Genomic DNA, 11,970 nt, shown 5'->3' with positions numbered 1-11,970 from the left:
CGTACCTCTCCCCCGTGCCCCCGTGTTCCCCCTGGGTCGTGGCCAGGCGGCGGGCGCCGTTCCGCCGCCCCGTGCCGGCGGTTCCGGGCCGCGCCCCCTTGCCGAGATCCACTCTCCCCTACCGGCCCCCGCCGGCCCATCCGTGCGCCTACTCATCCGGTGACCTAGGTACGGATACTCAGACCTGCGCGTACCTGCCCGGGACGACCGCCCCCGGCCCTCGCTACGATCTCCTGCGTGTCCGTACTCCCGCTCGTCTTCACCAGCGGCTGGGCCAGCGGCATCAACGCCTACGCGGTGGTGCTGCTGCTCGGCCTGTTCGGCGTGACCGGGGTGAGCGACGACGTGCCCCCGGCCCTCCAGCGGCCCGAGGTGCTGATCATCGCGGGCGTGCTGTTCCTGTGCGAGGCGGCCGCGGACAAGGTCCCCTACGTCGACTCGGTGTGGGACTGCGTGCACACCGTGATCCGGCCCGCCGCGGGCGCCTGGGTGGGCGCGCTGCTCGCCGGGCACAGCGGCTCGTACTCCGAGGTGACGGCCGCGCTGATCGGCGGTGCGACGGCGCTGGCCAGCCACTCGGTCAAGGCCGGGACGCGGATGGCGGTCAACGCCTCGCCGGAGCCGTTCAGCAACATCGCGCTGAGCATCGGCGAGGACCTGGGCGTCGGCGCGCTGGTCTCCTTCGCGATCTTCCATCCGGGGGCCGCGGCGGTCATCGCGGCGGTGCTGCTGGCCGCGGGGCTGGCCGCGCTGTTCTTCCTCGTCTCCCGCATCCGGCGCTTCCTGCGCCGCCGCGCCCAGCGCCGGGAGGAGCGCCGGCTGGCCTCGCGGGTGCCCTGAGCTACCCGGACCCCGCCCGGCGGCCGGATTGTCAGTGGTGGTCGCTAGAGTCGCAGACATGGCACGGATCGCGGTGATGGGCGCCGGTATGGGCGCGATGGCGGCCGCCGCCCGGCTGGCCGTCGCGGGCCACCGGGTGGTGGTGTACGAGCGCACGGACACCTACGGCGGTGCCCTGCGCCGCTTCGAGCGGGACGGATTCGGCTTCGACACGGGTCCGGGGCTGCTGACGCTGCCCGCCGTCTACCGCGACCTGTTCGTCAAGACCGGCAAGGAGCCGCTGGAGGATCGCGTCGAGCTGGTCCAGGTCGACCCGTCTGCGCGGCACCTCTTCGCGGACGGCACCGAGGCCGCCCTGCCGAACGCCTCGCGCGCGGGCGTCGTCGCCGCGCTGGACGAAGCGCTGGGCGGCGGCGCGGGCGGCCGCTGGGGCGACTTCCTGGTGCGGGCCCGCGAGGCCTGGGACCGCACCCGCCGGCCGCTGCTGGAGGAGCCCCTGTGGCCCGACTGGCGGGTGCTGACCGGGAAGGAGCCCTATCCGGCGGTCCCGCACAAGCGGCTGCTGCGCACCCGGCGGGCGGGCACCCTGGCCGAGATCGGCGCCTGGGAGCTGCGCGACCCCCGGCTCTCGGCGCTGCTCGCCGGATATGCCCTGGCCTACGGCGTCGACCCGGCCACCGCCCCGGCGAGCGCGGCCGTGCTGCCGTACATGGAGCACGCCTTCGGCACCTGGTATGTGCGCGGCGGGATACGGGAGTTGGCGCGCGCGGTGTACGAGCGGTGCCTGGCCCGGCGGGTGGAGTTCGTCTTCGGCGCCGAGATCACCCGCGTCCTGCACAAGGACGGCCGGGCGGCCGGGGTCGAGCTGGCCGACGGGACGCATGCCGATGCCGACCTCGTGGTCGGGGCGGAGCCCTGGCGGCTGGGCGGCCTGGTGGAGGGCGCGCCGTACGGACCGGGGGCGGTCGCGCCGGAGCCCGAGGACCGGTTCCCGGGGCGGATGGTGGTCTGCCTGGCCCTGCGCGGCGCCCGCGAGCCCGGCGCCACGCACCGCACGGTGGTGCACTCGGCCGACACCGAGGGCGAACTCGTCCTGTTCCGGCACGGCACCCCGCCAAACCTGCCGACGGTCCGCGTCGACCGGCCCGACGACCCGGCGCTGCGCCCCGACGACGGGCACGAGTCGATGGTGCTGACGGCGACGGTCCCCGCGGCGACGCGGTACGACTGGGGTGCGCCGGGTGTCGCCGACGCGTTCGCCGAGCGCATGATCACCGCGGCCGAGCGTGCCGTGCCCTGCCTGCGGGAGCGGATCCTGTGGCGCGAGGTACGCACTCCCCTGGACACCGCGCGGGAGACGGGCGCCACCGGAGGCGCGGTCCCGCCGCCGGTCCTGGCCGCGCCGCGGGGCGTGCTGCACCCGGCCAACGCCACGGCCATATCGGGCCTGTTCACCGTCGGCGGCTGGTCCCATCCCGGCGGCGGGCTGCCGCACGCGGGCATGTCGGGCGCGCTGGTGGCCGGGCTGATCGTGGAGGGGCCGGACTTCCGGGGCTCGCAGTGACCCCGTGAGCCGGGGCCGGTGGGCCAGGGTCAGTGAGCGGGGGCCCGTAAGCCGGGGCCGGTGAGCCGAGGCCGGTGAACCGGGGGCCCCGCTCCGGCCGGCTCGCCCGAGACCCGCTCCGGCGCCGACCCGCCCGGCTCGCGTCGTCTCAGTAGCGGTACTGCTGCCCGTCGTACCCGGCGCCCGGCTGCTGCTGGCCGTGGCCCTGGTGGGGGTACGGCTGCTCCTGCGGGGGTTCGCCGCCCTGGCCCTCGTCGGTGCGCTGCTGCGGCACCCACACCCCGCCGGCCGGGGTCTCCCCGTAGCCGCCGGTGGCGTAGGGGTCCTGGGGGTAGCCCTGCTGGGCGTAGCCGGGGTCGTAGCCGGTGCCGGCGTAGGGCTGGCTGCCGATGTAGGGGTCGGAGTAGTTGGCGTAGCCCTGCTGGGGGGCGGTCTCGTAGCCGTACCCCTGTTGCTGTGCGTAGCCGGAGTAGTCGTAGGACGGATCCTGCTGGGGGGCGGCGTGGGTGGCGGTGTCGCCGTAGACACCGTAGTTGCCGGTGTCGTCGGGCAGGGGCTGCGGCTCGTAGACGGAGCCGGCGTCGGCGGCCGGGGGGCGCGCCGGGGTGAAGACGTCGTCGCGGTCGTAGTCGTCGTACGCGTTCGGGACGGAGCCGTCCTGGGCGTAGGCATCCTGACCGGGGGCCGGGTCCTCGTCCGTGCTGGTGGGAGCGGGCGTCGGGGCCTGCGTGGCCTGGGCGTTGCGGTCGCCGCGGCCGCGCCGGCGCTTGCTGCCGCCGGACGCCACGGCGTCGGCGCCGGGGCGCCGGACCGCCCAACCCGCCGCGAAACCGCGGCGGAAGGAGAGCGTCACGAGGGTCTGGCCGACGGCGAAGGCGATCGCGCCCGCCCCGATGACGAGGACGGACGGCATCATGACGCCGGCCACCACCCCGAGGAAGCCGGCGAAGGCGAGCAGCCGCCAGCGCAGGCGCGCCTTGTACTGCAGCAGCACCTCGCCGAGCAACCACAGCGCGACGCCGCCGAATGCGATGTAGAGGACCGTCCAGCCCATGTACGCCCCTCTCCCAGTGGCCGTTACGCAGTGTGTCGTAACACGGTGCGGCAGGTCTAGGCCTGCGGGGGGTGGTGCAGGCCCAGGTTCTCGTAGATCTCCAGGGTCGCCGTGGAGCTGTTGAGCGTGATGAAGTGCAGTCCGGGCACGCCTTCGGACAGCAGTCGCGCGCAGAACTCCGTGGCGAAGTCGATCCCGATCGAGCGTACAGCCGCCGGATCGTCCTTCGCCGCGAGGATCCGCTCTTTCAGGGCGTCCGGGAACTGAGCGTTGCTGAGCTTGGGCAGCCGCTCCAGCATCCGCACGCTCGTGACCGGCAGGATCTCCGGGATGACCGGGGTGTCGCAGCCCGCCTCCGCCACCCGGTCGCGCAGCCGCAGATAGGACTCCGGCTGGAAGAACATCTGGGTGATGGCGTAGTCGGCGCCCGCGCGGCACTTGTCCACGAAGTGGGCGACGTCGGTGTCCCAGTCCGTGGAGCGGGGGTGCATCTCCGGGAAGGCGGCGACGCCCACGCAGAAGTCGCCCGACTCCTTGATGAGGCGCACCAGTTCGGCCGCGTAGGTCAGGCCCCTGGGGTGTGCCACCCACTCGCCCATGGGGTCGCCGGGCGGGTCGCCGCGCACGGCGAGCATGTTCCGGATCCCGGCGTCCGCGTACTGGCCGATGATGTTGCGCAGTTCGGCGATGGAGTGGTCGACCGCGGTGAGGTGGGCGACCGGGGTGAGCGTGGTGTCGGCGACGATCTGCTGCGTCTCCCGGACGGTGCCCGCGCGGGTCGAGCCGCCGGCGCCGTAGGTCACCGAGACGAAGTCGGGGGCGACCGCCTCGACCCTGCGCAGCGCGGTCCACAGGCTCCGCTCGCCCTTGGGGGTCTTCGGCGCCGAGAACTCGAAGGAGTACGTGGTCTTGCCGCCGGCGAGCATGTCACGCACGGTGCGCGCGCGATCAGTCCTGGTGGATGCGGTTCCGAGGGCCATACCCGCAGGTTAGCCAGGGGACGCCGGTCCCCCAACCGCGCTCCGGGAATTTGCCGGAATTGTCGGCTTGCCGTCCACCCCTTGGGACGGAGCCCCGAGGCCTGGCCCCTCAGGCCTTCCGCAGCCGCCGGGCGAACTCGGCCGCCGCGGCGCCCGGATCGTCCGCCTCGGTGAGCGCGCGCACCACGACCACCCGGCGGGCCCCGGCCGCCAGGACCTCGTCCAGATTGCCGAGATCGATGCCGCCGATGGCGAACCAGGGGCGCTCGGTGCCGAGCGCGGCCGTGTACCGGACCAGGTCCAGGCCCGGTGCGGGGCGGCCCGGCTTGGTGGGGGTGGGCCAGCAGGGCCCGGTGCAGAAGTAGTCCACGCCCTCCTGGACGGCGGCCGCGGCGGCCTCGTCCTCGGTGTGGGTGGAGCGGCCGATCAGCACGTCGTCGCCGAGGATCGCGCGGGCCGCGGGGACCGGCAGGTCGCCCTGGCCGAGGTGGAGCACATCGGCGCCGGCGGCGTGGGCGACGTCGGCCCGGTCGTTGACCGCGAGGAGCCGGCCGTGCCGGGCGCAGGCCTCGGCGAAGACCTCCAGGCAGGCCAGTTCCTCGGCGGCCTCCATGCCCTTGTCGCGCAACTGCACGATGTCGACACCGCCGGCCAGCACCGCGTCCAGGAACTCGGGCAGGTCGCCCTGGCGCCTGCGGGCGTCCGTGCACAGGTAGAGCCGGGCGTCGGCGAGCTCGGCGCGGGCGGTGTCGGGCATGCGTGGGTCCCCCGGAGTCGGTGTGCGGTGCTGGGCGGGCGGTGGCGTACGGCGCGCGGGGCGTCGTACGCCATCCCTCGGCGGTCGGGCTGGGACGGCCCTGAGGCGATCGGGCAGGGACGGCCCGCAGACGATCGGGCTCGGACGGCCCTCACGCGGTCGGGCTCGGACGGCCTTCACATGGTCGGGCTCAGACGGCGAGCGCCTGGGCGCGGCGCTTCACCTCCGTGCCGCGGTTCTCACTGAGAGCCTGCGCCGGGGTGCCGGGCAGGGTCGGGTCGGGGGTGAAAAGCCATTCGATCATCTCTTCGACCGTGAAGCCGTCGTCCCGCAGGAGCGTCAGGGTCCCGGACAGGCCCTTGACGACCTTGTCCCCGTCGATGAAGGCGGCGGGGACGTGCAGCGCGCGGTTCTCACCCCGGCGTACGGCGATGAGCTGGCCGTCCTTGACCAGCTGCCGCACCCGCGTCACCTCGACGCCGAGCTGTTCGGCGATGTCGGGGAGGGTGAGCCAGGCGGGGACGAGAGCGTCGATCTTCGTGTCAATCTCGGTCACGGGTACAGGGTAGGCGCTCGGCCGGGTCCGGCGCTTTGCGCCGGAGGCCTGGTGGGGGCTCAGTCGGCCGTGGCGTCCTTCAGCGGCCGGCTCGGGTCCGCCAGTGCCCGGGCGTCCAGGAGGCGGCCGGCCTCGATCAGCTTGCGGCCCTGGGCGAGGTCGCGCGGGCGGCCCACCGCCAGCAGGGCGACCAGGCGCCCCTCGCGCAGCCAGCACACCGTCCAGGCGGGACCCGCGGGATCGCCGCGCCAGACCAGATGGTCGGCGGTGGCATGGTGCCCCGCGTACTGCACGAAGCGGCCGAACTGCTCGGACCAGAAGTACGGCACCGGGTCGTAGACGGCGCTCTCGCCGAGGATGCCGGCGGCGACGGTGCGCGGGCCCTGGAGGGCGTTGTCCCAGTGGTGCACGAGGAGGCGTTCGCCGTAGCGGGCCGAGGGGAAGGACGCGCAGTCGCCGACGGCGTACACATCGGGCGCGGAAGCGCGCAGCCGGGCGTCGGTGACGACCTCGCCGAACGCGCCCAGCTCGATGCCCGAGCCGGCCAGCCAGCCGGTGGCGGGGCGGGCGCCGATGCCGACGACGACCGCGCCCGCGGGCAGCCGGGTGCCGTCGGCGAGCACCACCGCGCCGGGCTCGACGCGCTCCACCCGTGCGCCGGTGCGCAGTTCGGCCCCGCTGTCGGCGTACCAGCCGGCCATGGGGGCGGCGACCTCGGCGGGCAGCACCTCGGCGAGCGGCCGGTCGGCGGCCTCGACGACGGTCACCGCGCAACCGGCCTCGCGGGCGGCCGTGGCGAACTCGGCGCCGATCCAGCCGGCGCCGACCACCACGATGTCGTGCTGCCGGGCGAGCACGGGCCGCAGCCGTTCGGCGTCGTCCAGGGTGCGCAGCAGATGCACGCCGGGGACGCCCTCGCTGCCGGGCAGGGTGACCGGCTCGGCGCCGGTGGCCAGCACCAGCACGTCGTACGCCACCGGGCCCGCCTCGGTGTCCAGTTCACGGTCGGCGGGGCGGGCGCCGAGGACCTCGCAGCCGAGCCGGAGGCCGACGCCGAGCGCGTCGAAGTCGAGGTCGAACGCGGAGCCCTCGGCCTTGCCGAGCAGCACGGCCTTGGACAGCGGCGGCCGGTCGTACGGCTGGTGCGGTTCGGCGCCGATGACGGTCACCTCGCCCGTGAAACCCCGTTCCCGCAGCGCGACCGCGGTCTGCACCCCGGCCATGCCCGCGCCCACGACGACCACGCGCCGCGTCCCTGCCGTGCCCTGCCGGGCTGTCTGCTCGCTCACCCGATCACCATAGACAGATGACGATCAGTCAGTCAGCGGGCGTGCGCGGTGAGCTGTTCCACGACGCTCGTGCCGGAGCCCGGTCCGGACTCCCACTCCCAGGTCTCCTCCAGGCGCACCCGGCCGTCGGGCAGCTCCACGACCGTGGAGACGCAATGGCCCGAGGCCGTGCTGCCGTCGGTGCGCAGCTGCACGTACCGGAAGTCCAGCCGGTCGCCCGCGCGGGTGCCGACCAGATGGCCGTGGACGATGTCGCCGCCCCGGTACTCGGCCCAGACCGCACCGTCCCGCTCGTGGTAGGCGAAGCGGGTGCGGGTACCCACCTGACCTGCGGACTGGTCGGCGACGGGGGCGAGGATCAGGCCGTCGAGCGACGGGGCCATGGGCGAGGGCTCCCTTACGGGTGACGAGGGGGGCGGGCTAGGGTGGCCACCGTACAAGCACTCGCGGGAGCCCGGACGCACCGGGCTGAGAGGGAGGCTGGCGGCCTCCGACCGTACGAACCTGATCCGGGTCATGCCGGCGAAGGGAGGGGCTGGACGCCCATGTCCACACGTACGCCCGATACCTCGGGAACCTCCGACGTCCTCGTCGTCGGGGGCGGGATCATCGGCCTGGTGACGGCCTGGCGCGCGGCGTGCCGCGGGCTCGCCACGGCCGTGGTGGACCCGGTGCCCGGCGGCGGGGCCGCGCAGGTCGCGGCCGGGATGCTGGCCGCGGTCACCGAACTGCACTACGGCGAGGAGACGCTGCTCGCCCTCAATCTGGAGTCGGCGCGCCGCTACCCCGGCTTCGTGGCCGAGCTGACCGAGGCGAGCGGCCGGGACCTCGGCTACCGGCGCTGCGGCACCCTCGCGGTCGCGCTGGACGCCGACGACCGTGCCCATCTGCGGGAACTGCACGCCCTCCAGCAGCGCTGCGGCCTCGACGCGCAGTGGCTGCCGGGGCAGGAGTGCCGCCGCCTGGAGCCGATGCTGGCGCCGGGCGTGCGCGGCGGGCTGCGGGTCGACGGCGACCACCAGATCGATCCGCGCCGGCTGGCCGCGGCGCTGGTGACCGCGTGCGAGCGGGCCGGGGTGGTGTTCCACCGGGTGTGGGCCGAGCGGCTGGACGTCGTACGGGACCGGGCCGTCGGGGTGACCACGGCGGACGGTACGGCGCTCACCGCCGGGCAGGTGGTGCTCGCGGGCGGCAGCCTCAGCGGGCGACTCGCGGGGGTGCCGCGGGAGGTGCTGCCGCCGGTGCGGCCGGTGAAGGGGCAGGTGCTGCGTCTCGCGGTGCCGAAGCGGTACGCGCCCTTCCTCAGCCGCACGGTGCAGGCCGTGGTCCGGGGCGGGCAGCTGTACCTGGTGCCGCGGGAGAACGGCGAGCTGGTCGTCGGCGCCACCAGCGAGGAACAGGGCTGGGACACGACGGTCACCGCGGGCGGGGTGTACGAGCTGCTGCGCGACGCGCACGAGCTGGTGCCGGGCATCACCGAGCTGCCGCTCACCGAGACGCGGGCGGGGCTGCGGCCCGGCTCCCCGGACAACGCGCCGCTGCTCGGGCCGTCCGGCCTCGCCGGGCTGCTGCTGGCCACCGGGCACCATCGCAACGGGGTGCTGCTCACGCCCGTCACCGGGGATGTGATGGGGCAGTTGCTGGCCGGCGGCCCGCTGCCCGAGGAAGCCCGTCCGTTCACGCCGGAGCGCTTCGCCGCCCCGCGCACGCAGCAGCTGGAGCAGACCGCATGAGCGCCGTGTCGTCCACCATCACCATCTCCGTCAACGGGCAGCGGCGTCAGGTCGCGCCGGGGACCGCGCTCGACGCGGTCGTACGGTCCCTCGTGCGGGCCCCCGCCGGGGTGGCGGCCGCCGTCAACGAGACCGTCGTACCGCGCACGCGGTGGGCCGGGACGGCGCTCGCCGAGGGCGACCGGGTCGAGGTGCTGACCGCGGTGCAGGGGGGCTGAGCGGTGACCGACGATCGCCTTGTCATCGGGGATGCGGCCTTCGGGTCGCGGTTGATCATGGGGACGGGCGGGGCGCCCAGCCTCGACGTGCTGGAGCGGGCGCTGGTGGCGTCCGGGACGGAGCTGACGACGGTCGCGATGCGGCGGGTCGATCCGTCCGTGCACGGCTCGGTACTGTCCGTGCTGGACAAGCTCGGCATCCGGGTGCTGCCGAACACGGCGGGGTGCTTCACCGCCGGGGAGGCCGTGCTCACGGCGCGGCTCGCGCGGGAGGCGCTCGGCACGTCGCTGGTGAAGCTGGAGGTCATCGCCGACGAGCGGACGCTGCTGCCGGATCCGGTGGAGCTGCTGGAGGCGGCGGAGACGCTGGTGGACGACGGGTTCACGGTGCTGCCGTACACCAACGACGATCCCGTGCTCGCGCGGAAGCTGGAGGACGTGGGGTGTGCGGCGGTGATGCCGCTGGGGTCGCCGATCGGGTCGGGGCTCGGGATCCGCAACCCGCACAACTTCCAGCTGATCGTGGAGCGGGCGGGGGTGCCGGTGATCCTGGACGCGGGGGCGGGGACGGCGTCGGATGTGGCGCTGGCGATGGAGCTGGGGTGTGCGGGGGTGATGCTGGCGTCGGCGGTGACGCGGGCACGGGAGCCGGAGGTGATGGCGGCGGCGATGCGGCACGCGGTGACCGGGGGGCGGCTGGCGCGGCTGGCGGGGCGGATACCTCGGCGGTACTGGGCCGAGGCGTCGTCTCCTACGGAGGGTCTGGCCGCGTTGGACCCCGAGCGCCCGGCGTTCTGACCTCCGAGGGCTGGACGGACCGCCGCCGACGGCGATGGCGCCCCGTTGGGGGGCGGTCGACGTCGGTGGCTGTTCGGTCGCGGGGTGGATTCCGGGGGGGTCGGGCGGCCGCAGGCTCCGGTGGAATGTGGCGTGCCTGCGTAAGAAGCGTCACAGGTGGGCTTCAGTGGGCAGGTGGGAGAGGGCGGCGGGGCGGGGGTGGGGTCGGGGGCTCGTAGACTCGCCGTGTGGACATGACCCTTCAGGACGCCCTCGTCGGGCACGTGCTCGACGGTCGGTATCGCGTGGACGCGCGGATCGCGGCCGGCGGGATGGCGACCGTGTACCGGGCGCTGGACACGCGCCTGGACCGGGTGCTCGCGCTGAAGGTGATGCATCCCGCGCTGGCGGCGGACGGCGTCTTCGTGGAGCGGTTCATCCGCGAGGCCAAGTCCGCGGCCCGGCTCGACCACCCGAACGTGGTGCAGGTCTACGACCAGGGCACCGACGGGTCGTACGTGTACATGGCGATGGAGTACGTCGCCGGCTGCACCCTCCGTGACGTGCTGCGCGAGCGCGGCGCCCTGCGACCGCGTGCCGCGCTGGACATCCTGGAGCCGGTGCTCGCCGCGCTCGGCGCCGCCCACCGGGCCGGTTTCGTGCACCGGGACATGAAGCCCGAGAACGTGCTGATAGGCGACGACGGCCGGGTCAAGGTCGCCGACTTCGGCCTGGTCCGCTCCGTCGACACCGTGACCAGTACGACCGGCTCCGTGCTCGGCACCGTCGCCTACCTCGCCCCCGAGCAGATCGATCAGGGCACCGCCGACCCCCGCGTCGACGTGTACGCCTGCGGTGTCGTCCTGTACGAGATGCTGACCGGCGCCAAGCCGCACTCCGGCGACTCCCCCGCGCAGGTGCTCTACCGGCACATCAACGAGGACGTCCCGCCGCCCTCCGCACTGGTGCCGGGGCTCGCGCCGCGACTGGACGAGCTGGTCGCCTCGGCCACCGCCCGCACCCCCGAGCTGCGCCCGTACGACGCGGTCGCGCTGCTCGCCGAGGCCCGCGAGGCCCGCGCCGCGCTGACCGAGGAGCAGCTGGACACCGTGCCGCCGCAGGCGAGGACGGTGGAGCACGAGAACGCGGAGAACCGTACGAGCGTGATCCCGCGCGCGCTGACCGTGCCCGCGCCGCTCTCCGTCGACGGGGACGGCGGCGACGGCGTCAGCCGCACCACCCGTTTCCAGGCCGCGCCCGTACCGGCCCCGCGCCGGTCCCGGCGGCTCGTGCTCACCCTCGCCGTCGCCGTGCTCCTGGTGCTCGGCGCCGGCACCGGGATCTGGTACATCAGCTCCGGCCAGTTCACCAAGGTCCCCCCGCTGCTGACGAAGACGGAGGCGCAGGCGCGGGACCGGCTCAAGGACGCCGGTCTGGAGGTCGGGAAGGTGAAGCGGGCCTACGACGACACCGTCGAGCGCGGCACCGTGATCAGCACCGATCCCGCGGCCGGAGCCCGGATCCGGGACCACGACGCGGTGACGCTGACCGTCTCGCTCGGCCCGGAGACGGTCAAGGTGCCGGACCTGGCCAACCTGCCGCTCGCCAAGGCCCGGCAGAAGCTGAAGGCGGCCGGCCTCGAACCGGGCATGGTCACCCGCAGCTTCAGCGACGACATCGACCAGGGCGCCGTCATCTCCACGACCCCCGCCGCGGGCACCGAGCGGCACGCGGGCTCCGCGATCGCGCTGACCGTCAGCAAGGGCAGCCCGGTCGACGTGCCCGACGTCACCGGCGACGACCCGGCCGACGCCCGGCAGGAGCTCACGGACGCCGGGCTCAAGGTGAAGATCGCGAGCGAGCAGGTCAACTCCGAGTACGACAAGGGCAAGGTGGCCCGGCAGAGCCCCGGCGACGGCAAGCAGGCCGCCACGGGCGACACGGTGACGCTCACCCTGTCCAAGGGCCCGCAGATGATCGAGGTCCCGGACGTGACCGGCGACAGCGTGGACGACGCCCACCAGGCCCTGGAGGGCGCCGGGTTCAAGGTCAGCGAGGACCGCGGGCTCCTCGGGCTGTTCGGCGACACCGTCAAGAAACAGTCCGTCAAGGGCGGCAGGACGGCGCCCAAGGGGTCCACGATCACGATCACCATCAGGTGAGTCCTCGCGGGCGGCAGGACCGGTGAGCGGGTTCACGCCC

At 74.4% G+C, this 11,970-nt stretch carries 12 protein-coding genes and 1 riboswitch; of the genes, 6 read left to right on the top strand and 6 right to left on the bottom strand.

What is annotated here, in order from left to right; all coding sequences use genetic code 11:
- Positions 1-237 precede the first annotated feature (237 nt).
- A complete protein-coding gene (locus ACE4Q9_RS24490) occupies positions 238-840 on the top strand; it encodes a DUF4126 domain-containing protein (protein ID WP_397986382.1) in 603 nt (200 codons plus the stop codon).
- 58 nt (positions 841-898) lie between these two features.
- Positions 899-2,404: a phytoene desaturase family protein gene (locus ACE4Q9_RS24485; protein ID WP_397986381.1), complete on the top strand. Its 1,506-nt coding sequence runs from the start codon at positions 899-901 to the stop codon at positions 2,402-2,404.
- 148 nt (positions 2,405-2,552) lie between these two features.
- Here the strand turns inward: ACE4Q9_RS24485 and ACE4Q9_RS24480 are convergent, their stop codons facing one another.
- From ACE4Q9_RS24480 to ACE4Q9_RS24455, 6 genes are all read right to left on the bottom strand, one after another.
- Positions 2,553-3,458, bottom strand: a complete 906-nt coding sequence (locus tag ACE4Q9_RS24480) for a hypothetical protein (RefSeq protein ID WP_397986380.1) — start codon at positions 3,456-3,458, stop codon at positions 2,553-2,555.
- A 56-nt stretch (positions 3,459-3,514) separates the two neighbouring features.
- Entirely contained in the window at positions 3,515-4,438 is a 924-nt protein-coding gene (gene metF / locus ACE4Q9_RS24475) for a methylenetetrahydrofolate reductase [NAD(P)H] (protein WP_397986379.1), read from the bottom strand.
- Positions 4,439-4,547: 109 nt separating this feature from the next.
- Positions 4,548-5,195 (bottom strand): thiamine phosphate synthase, encoded by a 648-nt coding sequence (gene thiE / locus ACE4Q9_RS24470; protein WP_397986378.1) that lies wholly within the window; start codon positions 5,193-5,195, stop codon positions 4,548-4,550.
- Between the two features lie 190 nt (positions 5,196-5,385).
- On the bottom strand, positions 5,386-5,751 hold the full coding sequence (locus tag ACE4Q9_RS24465) for an Rv2175c family DNA-binding protein (protein ID WP_392211190.1): 366 nt from the start codon (positions 5,749-5,751) through the stop codon (positions 5,386-5,388).
- Between the two features lie 59 nt (positions 5,752-5,810).
- Positions 5,811-7,040, bottom strand: coding sequence for an NAD(P)/FAD-dependent oxidoreductase (locus ACE4Q9_RS24460; protein ID WP_397986377.1), 1,230 nt, complete (start codon positions 7,038-7,040; stop codon positions 5,811-5,813).
- A 32-nt stretch (positions 7,041-7,072) separates the two neighbouring features.
- Positions 7,073-7,423, bottom strand: a complete 351-nt coding sequence (locus ACE4Q9_RS24455; RefSeq protein ID WP_397986376.1) for a hypothetical protein — start codon at positions 7,421-7,423, stop codon at positions 7,073-7,075.
- A gap of 53 nt (positions 7,424-7,476) precedes the next feature.
- Positions 7,477-7,588, top strand: a riboswitch (TPP riboswitch).
- Between ACE4Q9_RS24455 and thiO the strand changes: the two genes are divergently transcribed.
- The 4 genes from thiO to pknB all read left to right on the top strand — a co-directional run bounded on the left by thiO (position 7,586) and on the right by pknB (position 11,930).
- Entirely contained in the window at positions 7,586-8,773 is a 1,188-nt protein-coding gene (gene thiO, locus ACE4Q9_RS24450; RefSeq protein WP_397986375.1) for a glycine oxidase ThiO, read from the top strand. Its footprint overlaps the riboswitch before it by 3 nt.
- On the top strand, positions 8,770-8,991 hold the full coding sequence (gene thiS / locus ACE4Q9_RS24445; RefSeq protein WP_397986374.1) for a sulfur carrier protein ThiS: 222 nt from the start codon (positions 8,770-8,772) through the stop codon (positions 8,989-8,991). The genes thiO and thiS overlap by 4 nt, the downstream gene beginning before the upstream one ends.
- Positions 8,992-8,994: 3 nt before the next feature.
- Complete coding sequence (locus ACE4Q9_RS24440; protein ID WP_397986373.1) at positions 8,995-9,789, top strand: thiazole synthase; 795 nt, start codon at positions 8,995-8,997, stop codon at positions 9,787-9,789.
- A 227-nt stretch (positions 9,790-10,016) separates the two neighbouring features.
- Positions 10,017-11,930 carry a Stk1 family PASTA domain-containing Ser/Thr kinase gene (pknB, locus tag ACE4Q9_RS24435; protein ID WP_397986372.1) on the top strand — a complete coding sequence of 638 codons (1,914 nt, stop codon included), beginning with the start codon at positions 10,017-10,019 and terminating at the stop codon, positions 11,928-11,930.
- Positions 11,931-11,970 lie beyond the last annotated feature (40 nt).

This window comes from Streptomyces sp. AM6-12 (assembly GCF_044327085.1).
Taxonomy (GTDB): Bacteria; Actinomycetota; Actinomycetes; order Streptomycetales; family Streptomycetaceae; genus Streptomyces.
Note: the sequence above shows the minus strand (reverse complement) of the source record. Positions and strands in the feature narration are given on the sequence as shown.

Bases quoted from the DNA above. Each gene is read 5' to 3' on its own strand.
- ACE4Q9_RS24485 (WP_397986381.1), top strand. From the start codon at position 899: ATGGCACGGATCGCGGTGATGGGCGCCGGTATGGGCGCGATGGCGGCC.
- ACE4Q9_RS24480 (WP_397986380.1), bottom strand. From the start codon at position 3,458: ATGGGCTGGACGGTCCTCTACATCGCATTCGGCGGCGTCGCGCTGTGG.
- metF (WP_397986379.1), bottom strand. From the start codon at position 4,438: ATGGCCCTCGGAACCGCATCCACCAGGACTGATCGCGCGCGCACCGTG.
- thiE (WP_397986378.1), bottom strand. From the start codon at position 5,195: ATGCCCGACACCGCCCGCGCCGAGCTCGCCGACGCCCGGCTCTACCTG.
- ACE4Q9_RS24455 (WP_397986376.1), bottom strand. From the start codon at position 7,423: ATGGCCCCGTCGCTCGACGGCCTGATCCTCGCCCCCGTCGCCGACCAG.
- thiO (WP_397986375.1), top strand. From the start codon at position 7,586: ATGTCCACACGTACGCCCGATACCTCGGGAACCTCCGACGTCCTCGTC.
- thiS (WP_397986374.1), top strand. From the start codon at position 8,770: ATGAGCGCCGTGTCGTCCACCATCACCATCTCCGTCAACGGGCAGCGG.